The 13,867-nt window shown below is 69.5% G+C and carries 14 protein-coding genes; 5 read left to right on the top strand and 9 right to left on the bottom strand.

From position 1 onward, the window contains the following. Window positions 1-127 precede the first annotated feature (127 nt). The gene (locus tag G3I56_RS12265) at window positions 128-940 is read left to right on the top strand and encodes an acyl carrier protein (RefSeq protein ID WP_164408955.1); all 813 of its coding nucleotides are present in this window, start codon (window positions 128-130) and stop codon (window positions 938-940) included. A gap of 465 nt (window positions 941-1,405) precedes the next feature. Here G3I56_RS12265 and G3I56_RS12260 read toward each other — a convergent pair whose 3' ends face one another. Further along, window positions 1,406-1,837 carry an ankyrin repeat domain-containing protein gene (locus tag G3I56_RS12260; RefSeq protein ID WP_164408954.1) on the bottom strand — a complete coding sequence of 144 codons (432 nt, stop codon included), beginning with the start codon at window positions 1,835-1,837 and terminating at the stop codon, window positions 1,406-1,408. Window positions 1,838-2,211: 374 nt separating this feature from the next. On the opposite strand from G3I56_RS12260, the gene G3I56_RS12255 reads away from it, so the two are divergent. Continuing rightward, the gene (locus G3I56_RS12255; RefSeq protein ID WP_164408953.1) at window positions 2,212-3,111 is read left to right on the top strand and encodes a helix-turn-helix transcriptional regulator; all 900 of its coding nucleotides are present in this window, start codon (window positions 2,212-2,214) and stop codon (window positions 3,109-3,111) included. Between the two features lie 129 nt (window positions 3,112-3,240). Continuing rightward, the gene (locus tag G3I56_RS12250) at window positions 3,241-4,212 is read left to right on the top strand and encodes a hypothetical protein (protein WP_164408952.1); all 972 of its coding nucleotides are present in this window, start codon (window positions 3,241-3,243) and stop codon (window positions 4,210-4,212) included. Window positions 4,213-4,294: 82 nt separating this feature from the next. Here the strand turns inward: G3I56_RS12250 and G3I56_RS12245 are convergent, their stop codons facing one another. From G3I56_RS12245 to G3I56_RS43735, 6 genes are all read right to left on the bottom strand, one after another. Then, complete coding sequence (locus G3I56_RS12245; RefSeq protein WP_164409159.1) at window positions 4,295-5,938, bottom strand: phospholipid carrier-dependent glycosyltransferase; 1,644 nt, start codon at window positions 5,936-5,938, stop codon at window positions 4,295-4,297. Between the two features lie 140 nt (window positions 5,939-6,078). Further along, window positions 6,079-6,519: a hypothetical protein gene (locus G3I56_RS12240; RefSeq protein WP_164408951.1), complete on the bottom strand. Its 441-nt coding sequence runs from the start codon at window positions 6,517-6,519 to the stop codon at window positions 6,079-6,081. 11 nt (window positions 6,520-6,530) lie between these two features. Further along, on the bottom strand, window positions 6,531-7,037 hold the full coding sequence (locus G3I56_RS12235) for a SigE family RNA polymerase sigma factor (protein ID WP_164409158.1): 507 nt from the start codon (window positions 7,035-7,037) through the stop codon (window positions 6,531-6,533). Between the two features lie 260 nt (window positions 7,038-7,297). Then, window positions 7,298-7,795 carry a hypothetical protein gene (locus G3I56_RS12230; protein WP_164408950.1) on the bottom strand — a complete coding sequence of 166 codons (498 nt, stop codon included), beginning with the start codon at window positions 7,793-7,795 and terminating at the stop codon, window positions 7,298-7,300. 143 nt (window positions 7,796-7,938) lie between these two features. After that, a complete protein-coding gene (locus tag G3I56_RS12225) occupies window positions 7,939-8,976 on the bottom strand; it encodes a helix-turn-helix domain-containing protein (protein ID WP_239134841.1) in 1,038 nt (345 codons plus the stop codon). Window positions 8,977-9,139: 163 nt separating this feature from the next. Then, the gene (locus G3I56_RS43735; protein WP_343239925.1) at window positions 9,140-9,511 is read right to left on the bottom strand and encodes an STAS domain-containing protein; all 372 of its coding nucleotides are present in this window, start codon (window positions 9,509-9,511) and stop codon (window positions 9,140-9,142) included. Window positions 9,512-9,734: 223 nt separating this feature from the next. On the opposite strand from G3I56_RS43735, the gene G3I56_RS12215 reads away from it, so the two are divergent. Both G3I56_RS12215 and G3I56_RS12210 read left to right on the top strand, forming a co-directional pair. Continuing rightward, window positions 9,735-10,154 carry an ATP-binding protein gene (locus tag G3I56_RS12215; RefSeq protein WP_203689728.1) on the top strand — a complete coding sequence of 140 codons (420 nt, stop codon included), beginning with the start codon at window positions 9,735-9,737 and terminating at the stop codon, window positions 10,152-10,154. A 112-nt stretch (window positions 10,155-10,266) separates the two neighbouring features. Continuing rightward, on the top strand, window positions 10,267-10,560 hold the full coding sequence (locus tag G3I56_RS12210; RefSeq protein ID WP_164408947.1) for a hypothetical protein: 294 nt from the start codon (window positions 10,267-10,269) through the stop codon (window positions 10,558-10,560). 228 nt (window positions 10,561-10,788) lie between these two features. On the opposite strand, the gene G3I56_RS12205 is transcribed toward G3I56_RS12210, so the two are convergent. Beyond that, window positions 10,789-12,078 (bottom strand): alginate lyase family protein, encoded by a 1,290-nt coding sequence (locus G3I56_RS12205; protein ID WP_164408946.1) that lies wholly within the window; start codon window positions 12,076-12,078, stop codon window positions 10,789-10,791. 48 nt (window positions 12,079-12,126) lie between these two features. Then, window positions 12,127-13,797: a glycosyl hydrolase family 28-related protein gene (locus G3I56_RS12200; RefSeq protein WP_164408945.1), complete on the bottom strand. Its 1,671-nt coding sequence runs from the start codon at window positions 13,795-13,797 to the stop codon at window positions 12,127-12,129. Between the last annotated feature and the right edge of the window lie 70 nt (window positions 13,798-13,867).

The raw sequence follows: 13,867 nt of genomic DNA, 5'->3' as shown, positions 1-13,867 counted from the left end.
CGGACGCACAGGTACAACTCTCTTCCCGCCCCGCCGGTCGAACCCGGTGTGTCGCACACCTGCGTCGCGGCGGAACCGGTGCCGCTCGGCGCAACTCCTCTAGTCCCGAACGAACTTGGAGTTGACCGTGCCTGAGAAGTCCCTGTCGAAGCGTCTCGCCACCACCGCCGCGCTCCTGCTCGCCGCAGGCGCCCTCGCCGTGCCCACCGCCTCCGCGAAGTCCTCCGACGCCGCGCCGGTCCGTGACTACGTGCTGAAGGTGAGCACCAACCCGACCAGCACCGACTACAACAACCGCCACGTCGACGTCACCGGCACGGTCACCAAGGCCGACGGCACCCCGGCGCCCAACATCCCCGTCACCATCCAGGAGGTCGTCCGCTTCACCACCTGGAATCCGTGGAGCGACCCGATCGACCCCACGTACTACGAACCGCGCGACCTGGGTAAGCCGGTCACCGACGCCAAGGGGAAGTTCACCATCCGCAACGTCAACATCGATCACGAGGGCGGCAGCAGCCTGCTCAACGTCCAGCGCAAGGTGGACATCACGGCCTACTACGACGAGGACGGCAACCCCAACACCCCGCAGGACGGCTACTACACGGATACCACCGTGGCGACCAAGGCCAAGGCCAGCACGCTCAGTTACACGGTCAACAAGAGGAAGGTGAAGAAGGGCACCATCCTCACCGTCCAGGGCAAGGTCACTGTCCCCAGGGGCGTCGAGCGCGCGGGCAACGAGGTCTTCCTGCAGACCTACTGGGAGGGCGAGTACCGCGTAAAGACGACCACCGAGGACGACGGCTTCTTCGTGATGTCGGTGCGTGTGCGGGACTACGACGACAGGTTCGTGCTGCGCACGGCTCCCAGGGACCTCTACGTGGCGGGCACGACCAAGCGACTCCCGATCATCAACCTCTCGCTCCCTCGCAAGTAGCTCTCCGGACGGCGAGGCATCGGCACAGTGGGCCATAGCCCCTGGCAGAGGGGCCCGTGGGCCCCGGCGACGGGTCACCCCCGCACGAGCGGAGGTGACCCTGCCCATGACCACTGTGGCAGCGACGCGGTTGTCTCCTGCATCCCGGCCGGGGCATTTTCGACAGCCGTCGGTGGACCTTGGACAGGTTCCTGTGCCCATGAACGCCACGCAGCCGCGGGGTTCGGCCTCGGACTCCGCCATGGCGGAAGGCTCGCTTGTCCAGGGAGGCCATGTCGACCGCAACGCCCGGTGAATCGCCCCTTGTTGCTGCCGCAGATCTGGGCGCAGGCCCGTACTCGGTGTAGGCACGGCTTCGCGACGCCGGGCCCGTACACCCCGTCACCGGAACGGACGGGCTTCCTGCTGGAGATCAGTGCAGGGTCGTCGGTGTCGGTCCACAGGTTTCCGTTGGATCGCCGAGCGCTACGTGGTTTCCTCGTGCGGAGCAGCTCCCGCCGCGAGGAGCAGCTCGGCAGTTTCCGGATAAGGGCCGCGTACAGCCCAGTCGAGAGGCGAGTGGCCCGCACCCTGGTCCTCGCGGAGGTTCGGGTCGGCGCCGTGAGCCAGCAACTCGCGCACGGTTTCGGTATGACCCCAGCTTGCGGCTGCGCACAAGGGCGTGCCTTCCGCGCCGTGTCCGCTTTCGGTGTCGGGCGATGCGCCGGCCGTCAGGAGCAGGCGAGCGATGTCGGCGACTCCTTGTACGGATGCGGCGTACAAAGGCGTGGTGCCCTCGGAATTCGCTGCCCCTGGGTGGGCTCCAGTTCGCAGAAGCGTTCTGACGCGCGAGGTGTCTCCCAACATGGCAGCCACAACGAGGTTTTTGGAGAGTTTCTTGCGCCGACGCTGGTTCATGGCTGCCGAGGTTAGCCGCCCGGCACGTGGTGGCGCTGGTCATGACCACTCGTCGACAACGGCGACCAGTGCGCTTGCCCCGTGGCGGACGGCGGGCTCGTCGAATCCCGTCGTCACGGCTCGGCGTCGAGACCGCTCGGAGGTTCCTTCTGATGGCCGGCCCTGCCTTCTTCGTGATGCCGCCGGCTGCGTTCGTCAGCGGTACGGAGTTGCCGTGGGGGCCCTTCCTGGAAGTTGCCGCGTCCCGTGCTTCACCAGGCACACCCCGGAACGTGGCTCATCCCGGAAACCGGGACCGGGCTGAGCAAGACCCTGAGGATCCCTACCCCAGCGGGGTGAGGCGCGGATCGTCTGCGGTACGCATACTCGGTTCCATGAACAAGCAGGGGCATCTCGCCGACTTCCTCCAGGCACGCCGTAGCCAACTGCGTCCCGAAGACGTCGGGTTGGAGACCTACGGTGAACGACGCAGGGTGCCCGGCCTGCGCCGGGAGGAGCTCGCCATGCTCGCGGGCATCAGCGCGCCCTACTACACCCGCCTCGAGCAGGGCCAGTCACGCAACGCCTCGCGCGAGGTACTCGACGCCGTGGCGAGGGCCCTGCGACTGGACGAGTCCGAGCGCGCCCATCTGCACACTCTGGCCCGTACGCCGAGAAGGTCCAGGGCTGCCGACCGTCCGCCTGTCGAAGGCGTCACCCCGGCAACGAGCGCCTTGCTGGCGGCCCTTGAGGGCACACCCGCTGTCGTCGTCGGCCGTCGTAGCGATGTCCTGGCCTGGAACCGGCCGGGACACGGACTGTTCGCGGGTCATCTCGACTGGGACAGTCCCGACGAACCGGGCCGACGGCCGAACATGGCCAGACTGGTGTTCCTCGACACGCACACCCGTGACCTGTACACCGACTGGCCTGCCAAGGCCCGGGCGCTGGTGGGCAATCTGCGTCTGACGGCGGGCCGCTTCCCGGACGATCCGCTGCTTGCCGGACTGGTCGGTGAACTGACCATGCGCAGCCCGGAGTTCGCCACGATGTGGGCCGACCACCGGATCCTGGCCTGCGATGTCGCCGAGTACGAGATGCGCCACCCGCTGGTCGGGACACTGGCTGTCACCCAGCAGACACTGCAGAGCCCGCAAGGATCGGGACCGTCCCTGGTGGTGGCTACGGCCGTCCCAGGTTCCCCGTCCGCGTCGGCCCTGACCCTGCTCGCCCACACCACCGCACCACAGGAATCGACCCGTCCGCGCCCCGGCGCCGTAACTCGCACCCCTTGACCTGAGCCCCTCTCACCGGACGCTCCAGCTCTCGGCCGGTCGCCGGAACGATCACGGCGACTCCCGAATCACCTCACGCCCACGGCACCGCACTGCGGCTGCCGCATGCCCGAAAACAACGAAGGAACCATGTCCAAGCGAAGCATTGAACTCATCATGTCGGCAGTTGTGGTGGTCGCGGCCACCCTCACAGCGGCCGTGCCCGCCAACGCGACGTCCGCCGGAGGGACACTGACGGATGTACGGGTCGCCACCCACTTCGACCTGTCCGCCGGTCAGATGCCGGAGAACATCACTCTGTTGCCCGACGGCACGGCCGCCGTCACTTTCGCCGCCAGCCGGCAGGTGGCTCAGGTAACCCCCCGAGGCACCACCCGCGTCCTGGCGACTCTGCCCGCACCCGCCGACGGGGGCATCAACACACCGGTCCTCGGCTTTCCGCTGGCCACCGGTATCGTCCACACCTCGGACGGCACCGTGTACGTGCTGTACGCGACCGGCACCGCCGACCTGACGGGGTTGTGGAGGCTGCGCTCCGGACAGGCGCCGCAGCGCATAGCCGCACTGCCCGCCGCCGGCCTGCCCAACGGGCTCGCACTGGACGAGCGCGGCGAACAGCTCTACATCACCGACTCGGTAGTCGGCACCGTATGGACCGTCCCCGTCACCGGCGGCACACCCCGTGCGTGGTCCACCGCTCCCGAACTCGCCTCGACCGGCTTCCTCGGAGCGAACGGCGCGAAGGTGCACGGCGGCGCGCTGTGGGTGACCAACCTGGACCAGGGCACCGTCCTGCGCATTCCGATCCGTGCGGGAAACCGCGCGGGAGCACCGCGGATCAAGGCATCGGGCCTGACCGGTATCGATGACTTCGCCTTCACCGGCCGCGGAGACGAGATCCTCGCCACGCTCAACGGCCCCAACACGGTCGTACGCGTCCGGCCCGACGGCACGGCCACGACCGTCCTGGACGCCACCGACGGACTTCAGAACCCCACCTCCGTCGCGCTGCGAGGTCGCGACGTGTACGTACTCAGTGCCGCCTACACCACGGCCACCGACCCCAATCTCCTGCGCGCACGCCTGCGTGGCCACCGGTAGGACCGGGCCCGATACGAATACGGGGACTTCGTCCTGACGGCATGCCCGTGTGCGACCCGCGTCGGAGAGCGTTCGGACGAGCTCAGATCCAGGTGTCGAGCCACATGCGGGTGTGCCAGCCGGAATACGGAATCGTCAGTCCGGTGTAGATGGGGAAGAAGTAGACGAAGTTCCAGGTGATGAGGAGCACCAGCGTGCCCGCGGCCACCGCACCCCGTGTTCGGCGTGCGGCGTCCGCGCCCGGCGGTCCCAGCAGTGCGCCCAGCATCGTCGCCACGGCCAGGCACAGGTACGGCACGAAGACGACGGCGTAGAAGGAGAAGATCGTCCGGTCCTGGTACAGGAACCAGGGAAGATAACCGGCACCCACTCCGCACAGGACGGCGCCCGCGCGCCAGTCGCGGCGCAGCGCCCAGCGGAAGAGCAGATACACCAGCGCGCAGCATGCCGACCACCACAGCAGCGGCGTACCCAGGGCGAGGACCGCCTGTGAGCAGTCGGCCGCCGTGTGGCAGCCGTCCGTACCGGGTTCCGGTGACTGGTAGTCGAACAGCACAGGGCGGCCTAGGACCAGCCAACTCCACGGGTTCGACTCGTACTTGTGCGGGATGTGCAGTCCTACGTTGAACTGGTAGACGCTGTACTCGTAGTGCCACAGGCTGCGCAGTGGGGCCGGGATCCACGACCAGGTGCCACCACGGCCGTCCGCCCAGTGGCGCCCGTATCCGTCGTCGGACAGGAACCAGCCCGTCCACGTCACCAGGTACGTCACCACGGCCACCGGAACGAGGGACACCACTGCCCAGCCGAAATCCGCGCGCAGCATCGCACGGTACGGGTGGCGTGCCCCCGCGACGCGGCGGGCGCCGACGTCCCACAGCACGGTCAGGACGAGGAAGAACGCCAGGAAGTACAGGCCGTTCCATTTGGTCGAGGCCGCCAGGCCCAGGAAGAAACCGGCCGCGAGCCGCCAGGGGCGCGTTCCCGTCCGGGCACGCTCGCCGGTTTCCTGGTCGGGGCGCGCGTGGCCGTCGTCGTCCATCGGTAGGGCTGCCGCAAGCTGGGCCCGCGCACGGTCCCGGTCGACGAGCAGGCAGCCGAACGCGGCCAGGACGAAGAACATGACGACGATGTCGAGCAGAGCGGTGCGGCTCATCACGTAGTGCAGACCGTCCACCGCCATCAACGCTCCGGCCAGGCAGCCCAGGGCCGTAGACCGGAACAGACGCCGTCCTGCGCGGCACAGCATCAGCACCGACAGCGTGCCCAGGACCGCCGTCATGAAGCGCCAGCCGAACGGGTCGAGGCCGAACATCCACTCGCCGACGGCGATCACCCACTTGCCCGTCGGTGGATGCGCGACGTAGGCCCCTGTGTGGGAGAGCGGGATCACCTGCGGGTCGGCCAGGATCTGCGGGTCGGCGACCTTCCTGTCCGGCCACGTCCCCTCGTAGCCGAGCCGCAGCAGGGACCAGGCGTCCTTGGCGTAGTACGTCTCGTCGAACACGACATCGCGCGGGCTGCCCAGGCGCCAGAAGCGCGGCAGCCCGGCAAGGAGTGCCACCAGCAGCGGCCAGCCCCACCCCGACCAGCGCGCGAGCCTGCCCACCGCCACCGGCGACAGACCGAGCACGTGCCACAGGCCTGGCCCCGGTTCGGCGAACGGTGGCACCAGCAGGTCGCGAGTGGACGTCCGAGGCTGTCCTACGTGCCCGAAGAGGCGCAGTCGCCGCTCCCAGGAGGTCGGCCCGGGATTGCCCGCCTCGCGCGGCTCGTCGGCGAGCGCGGTCGTGTTCTCACGGGTCACGTGGTCGTCTTTCAACTCGTCGAGAACGAAAACGGTGACGGTTGTACCTGGTCAATGCGCTAGCGGGCCGGTGACGTCCAGGTCGGCAGGTGGACCGGATCGAGGCCTGAGGGGCGGTACGGCATCGGCACCGGCTTGGTGGCTGACGTGCGGGTCGGCATCGGCACCGGCCTGGTGGCCGACGTGCGGGTCGGCATCGGCACCTCCTGAGCGGTGGAGGCGGGGCGGGCCGTCGACGGCATCGGAACCGACTCGGCAGAGGTGACGGGGCGGGGCTGTGGGCCGGTGGGTCCGCCCTGGGCGAAGGAGTTGGGCAGGACCGTCAGCCCGACTCCGAGTGCGGCAAGGGCCAGCACGGAACCGGTGACGGTCCACACCGTCCGGGCCTCTCGGCGGGCGCGAACGCCGGCTTGAAGCCGACGTCGGTGCCGGTCCTCGTAGGGCGAGTCCTCCTGGCTGTCACGCATCATCCGTGCCAGCTCCTGCTCGAAGTGGTCCATGGTTCTCTCTTTCACTCCACCGGCTCGGCTGTCTCCGCCAGGAGCAGCCGCAACCGTGCTACGCCGCGTGCCGTGAGCGAACGAGCGGTACCCACCGGACACCCCAGCACCTCCGCGACGTGCCGCTCGGGCAGGTCCTGGTAGAAGCGCAGTACCACCGCGGCCCGCTGCCGCGCGGGCAGCAACGCCAACATCGCCTCCAGTCGGGTCCGTTCGTCCACGGCGGCGTTCTCGTCCCGCACCACCGGCGGGTCGGGCAGCTGGTCCATGGGCTGTTCGCCCCACCAGCGGCGCCGCGACGAGCGGGCCGCAGCACGGGCCAGGACCCTGCGCACGTATGCCTCGGGCGCCTGGTCGGCCACCCTCGGCCAGGCGAACCACAGCTTGACGAGCGCCTCCTGCAGGAGATCCTCGGCGCGGTGCCGGTCTCCGCCGGTGAGCAGCCGCGCCAGGTGCAGCAACGCCGACCACCGAGCCGCGACGAAGCGGTCGAACTCGTCGGTCCGCAACTGCCCCATCACCGTCGTCCCTTGCTTCAGCACGCCCCTACACCTGCAATAAAGACACTGGCCCCCACCCCGCTATGCACCCAGGGCATGTGGTCTGGCTCACATCGGATGATCGAGCCGCACATGGCCGGTACCGCCGTGCCGGACCGTCCGATGCCGCCGACGGCAAACGCCATGCCGCCTCTCCGGTCCGACGGTGTCCAGTTGGACGTGCGAAGGCTCCGGCGCCGCTTCCCCGCGGCGGCACCGGAGCCTTCGTCATCGTGCGGTCAGCAGTTGCGGATGGACCAGACGGGCGTCCAGTTGTAGTCGTGGATGCCGGAGTCCGGGGTGAACGACTTCAGTACGTTGCCGCTCTGGCCGTAGAAGTACGAGGTCACACCGCCGGTCTGATGGTCGTAGTAGTTACCCGTGCCGTCCCAGCTGGACAGGTAGTACCTGTTACAGGAGTAGAAGAAGAAGATCTTGTAGTCGGACGTGGTCGGGTCCCAGACGACGGCGCAGAGGTTGCCGCTGGCGCAGGTGTAGGAGGTGCTCGGCGGCTTGTGCTCCGTGCGGACGGACGGAGACGACGTGGGCGTGCTGACGGCTGCGGACCTGGCGGATACCGCCGAGGCGCCGGAAGGTGCCGGCGGCAGGATCAGTACCCGCCCGCCCGGACCGTGGCCCGCGGGCACCGTCGCCTGGGCCGGCGCAGCGGCGAACACGGCTGCCAGCAGGCAGACCAGGGCGCCGACAGCGGCGAGCACGGAGCGTTTGCTGGGCATGGTGTGGTTCCCCTTCAGGATGCGGCATACAGGGCTCGCGGGTCCTGGTGCGGCCCCGCACGACCAGGCTGTCGGCCGCTGCCACACCGTCACCACACCTTGAAGGCCTGCCTTAATCGAACCTGCGCGTCAGCCGTCAGCCGTCAGCGGCCGGGCGGGGTGCTGGGGATGCCGGCGAGCAGGGCCAGGCCGGTGGGCGTGATGGTGTGCACCATGTACTTGTTCCGGCGCATGCTCAGCAGCAGGCCAGCTCGGCGCAGGACCGCCGTGTGCTGGCTCGCCGCCGCCGCGGAGATCCCGAACCGCTGTGCGAGTTCACCCGTCGTACGGCCGGTCACGACATCCTCCAGGATCGCCGCCCTGGTCCGCCCGAGCAGCGCGCCCAGTTCCGCGCCCTGTCCGTCCGCCTCTCGCGCCCTCGCCCAGCCGGGGGTGTGCTGGATCGGGTGGACCAGGACCGGTGTCAGGTCGGCCCGCAGTTCCGCGAGCATGACGGGTCGGTGGTGGCAGAAAAAGGAGGGCTGGAGCAGCAGTCCACGCCCATCGAGCCGCACGTCGCGGTCGACCGGGTAGTCGGCCACGAGGACGGGTGGCCGCCAGCGCAGCAGGGGAGCGAAGCTCGCGAGGAGCCCGTCGGCGCCACCGTCGAGGACCGCCCGGGTGCGTACGGCGACGTCGGCGTCCACCTGCGCCCGGATGTGCGGCCAGTGCGGCGCGAGTGCCCGCCGGTGGTAGACGTGCAGGGCGGAGCCGAGGCGACGCAGCGCGTCCGGCTGGCCGTCGGCCAGCGCGCGGGTCGTGGCCGGTAGCGGGGAGGATCGCTCGGTGGAGGAGGCCAGACTGGCCAGATCCTCGCGCAGGACCGTCCTGGGCGTGCTCAGGACCTTGTCGATCGCGTTGTCCAGGGCAGGGGAGCCGCTCAGGGCGGGGGTGAGGAAGTCGGGCGCGTAGCCGCGTGACGGCATCAGCCCGGCGAGCAGCGCGTCGACCGGGCCCCGCCCGGGCCGGACGAGCCGTCGCCACTCCCCGTACACGAGGGTGCTCGCCTCGGTGGCCAGAACCTGCACGCTGTTGGTGAGTTCCCACAGCGGGTCGGGGGCGGCGGCGACGCGGACGCGTGCGAGGTCTTCGGCGGTGAAGTGCACCCGCAGCATGGGCAGTCTCCGACGTCGGTCGGTCATCGGTGGGCGGGCCGTGCCCCACGACAGTGACGCAGCTCCACGGGTCCGGGCAAGACGGCATCCGGTCACCCGGACCCCACGGGTTTCACCGGCCCCGCGGCGGCTCACCAGGCGCGGGACCCTGCCGTTCGGCGGGGCTCGCCGGACCGGCCGAGTGAAACGGTCAGGCGTTGAGGGCCTGCTCGACGGTGGGGTGGCACGGGATGAAGGCGTCGACGCCGACCAGCGTCAGGACACGCAGGACGGATTCCTGGGCGCCGGCGATGCGCAGCCATCCCTGCACGTCGCTCACCTGCTGGTAGGCCGCGACGAAGACGTTGATGCCGCTGGAGTCCATGAAGGTCACACCGCTGACTTCCACCACGATCCGCTGCGGCGCCACCGAGCCGTCCTCGAGCAGCAGGGCCTCGCTGAGGATGTCCTTGACGTCGTGGTCGATCTCACCCCGCACGGTCACGACACGGACGCCGCCGTCGACCACTTCGCACTCGACGGAGAGCCGGTCGGGCAGGCGGGACTTCTGGTTGTCGGCCACCGTCTCCTCAACTGCGCTAGGGCTTCCCGGGCAAGGTGTAGGTGGATGATTCTGCCCCACCGCCGTGGTGGGATGCACACTGGTTGGCGGTGCCGGACGAAACTCCCCGGGGCATGCATGATGCCGTCGCGGGTAGTTGCGTGAGTGAAGGGGGGAGTGAGGGCGACACGTGGGATCCCATGCCGACGTTGACGGTTGTACCGGGCCGAGGAACGAGCACCTGATGCGTGCCGGTTTCGCCCTGGACGGAGAGAGCGGCTGCATCGCCGACGCCCGCCACCACGCCATCGCCTTCCTCGACCAGGCCAGCACCGACCATCACCTGCCGGTGTCCGAGCGCGCGAAGGATCTCACCCAGCTGGTGGTCAGCGAGCTGGTCACCAACGCCCTCAAGTACGCCCCCGGCCCCGTCCTGATGGAACTGCGCATCAACGCCCACGCCGTGGACGTCGTCGTATGGGACAGCGAGCCCACCGCGCCCGCAGCCCGGGCCGCCGATCCCGACAGGATCGGCCAGCACGGACTGGAGATCGTCAAGGCCGTCACCGAGGACCTCTTCACCGAGCGGGAACCGGTCGGCAAACGCATCACCGCCCGCGTCGCCCTGTCCGACCCGTCCAGCGGCGACACCGCCGGCTGCTGAGCCGAACAGCGCTGTGGCACAGCGCCCGATCGAAGTGGGCAAGCGGCCGGCAACGCCTCACAAAGTTCGCCGGGGGCTGGTACAGGGCGCGTATCGGGGTACCTGCGTCGGCATGGCACCGGAAACTGATCACGCCGAGTCCGTACGAGCCCTGCGGCAACTGCGCCGAATGCGCCTTTTCTATGCCGCGGGCGCCGCCTTGTGGGCCGTTTCGTCTGCGCTGGTGGGATGGGACGATCCCGGAAGCCGACAGATGTGGGTGTCGGTGCTCTTCCTGGTGGTCTTCACCGGGCTGTTGTCCGTGACGTCCCTGTGGCTGTGGCGTCAGCAGGCCGCCCGGACCGTTGATCCCGCGCACCACGCCGCTCCGCGCAGGACCGCCTGGCATCGTCAGGCCAACGCCTGAGAGCGCGGGAACCCGGACACACAGCGAGGGCTTTCGCGCCCGGACGGATCGACCCCGGACGTGTTCGAGAAGTCCGCAGGCCGTGATCACGTCAGCCGACGTGATCACGGCCTGCGGACTTCTCGACCTGCCGATGTCTCCCGGGCGATCGACCTGTCGATGGTCCGACCGTCTGACGGTCGGCACCCGTTCGAGGCTCGGACGGCCCCCAGGTCGGGGAGCTGCCGGTCAGCCCGCGATGGAGTCCAGCTGTTCCGCCGCCGGGCGCAGGGCCCACAGGTCGCCGCCCGGCGGCTCCTCCAGGAGTGAAACAGCTCGCCGCGCCCCTGCATCACCGGCATCGGCGGCGGCGTGGACGATGTCGTCCGCCGCGTACCGGAGGAATCCGAGCTCCCGGTGCGGCCAGGCAACGGCGCCCGTGGCGGCTGGCAGCAGGTAGTCGACCGCCTTGAACAGACTCTGTCCGTCCGGGCCTCGGTACGCCCAGAGGTTCACGCCGACGTGCCGGCCAACGGCCGCGAGCCGGGTGTGGGCGACCAGGGCGAAGGTCGAGTAGTGCCAGCTCCTGGTCCGCGCCAGCTCCTGTGGCTGGCTGCCGTCGGAGGCGATCTGCGGTGCGATGCGCGTACTCCGGACGTTCAGGACGGTTCGACGGGCCAGGTCCTTGTCGCCGGTCGCGTAGGCGAGTGCGGCGAGCTGCATGTCGTAGAAGGTGCCGTGGTTGTTGGTCGCGGCGGCCTCCTCCTTGCCGAAGCCGCTGTTCCTGAGCCAGTCGAGGAAGTCGCTGTTCCACCTCGCCATGGCGGCCCGGTCTTTCCCGGTCCAGCCCGGGGCGCCGGTGTCCAGCAGGGCGAGCGCGTCGAGGACGCTGGTGAAGGACTGCGAGAAGTCGATGATGCCGATGGCACGGCCGTCGTACTTGCAGGGAATGAACTGCGCGTGGTTCAGGTTCGGGTTCATCCTCGTGGCCGGGTCGAGGAACCAGGTGCGCAGCACCTGCCCGGCCTTCTCGGCGTACCGCCTTTGGCCCGTGTAGTACCAGGCGAGGGAGAGGTCGTACGCGGCGTCGAAGGTCTTCTCGACGTCCTGGCGGTCGGTGCCGGTGTCGACCTCGGGGTTGCGCTCGCCGTCGCGTTGCACGTACGGGCAGCCCCAGGGGTTGTCGGTGGTCGGGGGCTTAGAGGGCCACCAGTAGGGAGCCTGGCTGAGGTAGTCGTGGACATCGCCGCCGGGCGCGGGCCGCGGCTTGTCGACGACCGTCCAGGGGCCCTGGCCCAGCCATTTGTCGGCGCGGACCGTCAACGCCTGCACGGCTCGGCGCAGTTGACGGTCGCCGCGATCCACGCGTCGCTTGGTCTGCTGGAGCCGGGCGCCGTCCAGTACGGCGGTGTGCGGGACCTCGGGTGTGGCCCCCGCCGGCACCCGCGCCGAGGCGGTGGGGACGGCGGCGCCGACGGCGAACGCGGCGAAGGCCACCAGGAGGACGCCCAGTCGTGACACTGAGGGGAAGGCGCTCATCGATCCACTCCGTTCAGGTAGGTGAACGTGCGGGTGGTGACGCGTGGGCTACAGCGAGCGCTGTGCCGTGTGCAGATTCCGCGGCCGTACCGCGTGCGGGCTGCCGTACAGCTCCAGGCGGGTGTGCAGGTCACCGGTGAAGTCGGGTACGTCGATCTGGTCGAACTCCCCGACCTCGCCGATGCCGACGGTGGCGGAGTACGGTGCCAGGCCGTCGATCCTGACCAGTCCCGCGCGGGCGTTGGTGACGCGGATGTTCCAGTGGGTGAAGCGGGCGCCGAACAGGGGGCCGGCGCTGGCGTCACCGCCGTGGCGGCCGTTGTTGTTCAGGGTGATGTCGGTGCGGACGTTGGCGAAGGGCAGCCCGCGGTGGCTGTCGAAGGTGCCCATCCGCATGTCGCCGCGCGACCAGACGTTGTACGAGGACAGCCCCTCGACGTTGATGCCGTGCAGTTGGGTGTTCGAGGGGGCGGGGACGGTGCGCTCCTCGATCGTGAAGTCCTCGACGAGGTTGTCGTGCGAGCCTTCGCGGCAGAAGTAGGGGTGGTGGGAGCCGCGGCCAGTGACACGTGTCCGCCGTAGGGTGCACGCGGAGGCGGACACGAGGCCGAAGCCGTTGTCGACGTGGCGGACCGTCACGTCGTCCACCCAGCAGTCGTACGCGCACTGCAGGACGACCCCGTTGTGTCCCTTGTCCAGCAGATGCGGCTGCTGCGGGGTCTCCGGCGCCTCAAGAGTCAGTCCTTCGACCCCGGAGCCCGTCAACTCCTTTATGTGCGTAGTCAGTTGAGGATTCCACTCCGGGCGTACGTCGAGGGGGAGCGGACGTTCGAGAGTGACCTTGCGGCCCCGGACCCGGGCGATGCGGACGGGCCACTCGTAGGGGACGTACGAGGTCAGCTTCGTCTTGTCGTCCCAGAAGTAGGCCTCCGGCCCCGGTCCGCCGCCGCACATGTGCTCCAGGAGAGTGTGGTCCGCGTCGTCGGCCAGGCGGAGGAGGACGAGGGCGCCGGGGCGCAGTGACGACGGGTCTGCCACCGTGATTGTCCAGGAGCCCTGCCGGGCCGGGGCGACCGCCGTGAGTGGGCGCCACTCGTCGCGCCGGTTGCCCGTCCAGCCCTCGAAGGGCCATGCCTTCACCCTGATCGCGGCGACGAGCGAGGTCCAACGGGCCCTGGGGGCCAGCCAGATCAGGCCGCCCGCCCAGGACCAGCCCGACTTGTCGCCGCCGTAGCGGGAGCCGTACGGGCCGATCAGTTCGGTGAGGTTCTTCGTCGCGTACAGGGTCGTGCGGCCGCTGCCCGCGCCCTTGAGGATCACGTTCGACTGGTCCAGACGGATCACGTCGTCGATGCGGAAGGTGCCGGGCGGGATGGTGACCGTGCCACCGCCGGCCCTGCCGGCAGCGGCGATGGCACGGTTGATCGCGGGGGCGGAGTCGGTCGCGCCGTCCGCCACGGCTCCGAAGGCGCGTATGTCGGCGACAGCGGGGCGGCGGGGGAGGCGGGCCGCCCCACCGCGGCAACCTGCCCGGCCGATGTACGGGATCTGCGGGTGCGTGAAGGGTGTGCGGGTGAACTCCCGCCACAGGAGTGGGGTGCCGGCCGGTCGTGTTCCCGAGCCGGCTGTCGCCGCCGCGGTGCCGGTACCTGCGGTTATGGCGATGGCGATGGCGCTGCCGAGGGCGGTGCGCCTGGTCGTACCGGTAGACATGCTCATGACATTTTGATCACCGGTGACTGCTGCGTGTACATCTCTCATGTCCGTTCGCCCTTTCCATGGTCTTTCA

Origin of the sequence: Streptomyces sp. SID12488 (genome assembly GCF_010548275.1) — a bacterium.
Classification (GTDB): domain Bacteria; phylum Actinomycetota; class Actinomycetes; order Streptomycetales; family Streptomycetaceae; genus Streptomyces.
Note: the sequence above shows the minus strand (reverse complement) of the source record. Positions and strands in the feature narration are given on the sequence as shown.

What these genes read in the sequence shown, in the direction of transcription:
- G3I56_RS12260 (WP_164408954.1), bottom strand. Translation starts at nt 1,837, where the DNA reads ATGAACCAGCGTCGGCGCAAGAAACTCTCCAAAAACCTCGTTGTGGCT.
- G3I56_RS12255 (WP_164408953.1), top strand. Translation starts at nt 2,212, where the DNA reads ATGAACAAGCAGGGGCATCTCGCCGACTTCCTCCAGGCACGCCGTAGC.
- G3I56_RS12250 (WP_164408952.1), top strand. Translation starts at nt 3,241, where the DNA reads ATGTCCAAGCGAAGCATTGAACTCATCATGTCGGCAGTTGTGGTGGTC.
- G3I56_RS12240 (WP_164408951.1), bottom strand. Translation starts at nt 6,519, where the DNA reads ATGGACCACTTCGAGCAGGAGCTGGCACGGATGATGCGTGACAGCCAG.
- G3I56_RS12235 (WP_164409158.1), bottom strand. Translation starts at nt 7,037, where the DNA reads ATGGGGCAGTTGCGGACCGACGAGTTCGACCGCTTCGTCGCGGCTCGG.
- G3I56_RS12230 (WP_164408950.1), bottom strand. Translation starts at nt 7,795, where the DNA reads ATGCCCAGCAAACGCTCCGTGCTCGCCGCTGTCGGCGCCCTGGTCTGC.
- G3I56_RS12225 (WP_239134841.1), bottom strand. Translation starts at nt 8,976, where the DNA reads ATGACCGACCGACGTCGGAGACTGCCCATGCTGCGGGTGCACTTCACC.
- G3I56_RS12215 (WP_203689728.1), top strand. Translation starts at nt 9,735, where the DNA reads ATGCGTGCCGGTTTCGCCCTGGACGGAGAGAGCGGCTGCATCGCCGAC.
- G3I56_RS12210 (WP_164408947.1), top strand. Translation starts at nt 10,267, where the DNA reads ATGGCACCGGAAACTGATCACGCCGAGTCCGTACGAGCCCTGCGGCAA.
- G3I56_RS12205 (WP_164408946.1), bottom strand. Translation starts at nt 12,078, where the DNA reads ATGAGCGCCTTCCCCTCAGTGTCACGACTGGGCGTCCTCCTGGTGGCC.
- G3I56_RS12200 (WP_164408945.1), bottom strand. Translation starts at nt 13,797, where the DNA reads ATGAGCATGTCTACCGGTACGACCAGGCGCACCGCCCTCGGCAGCGCC.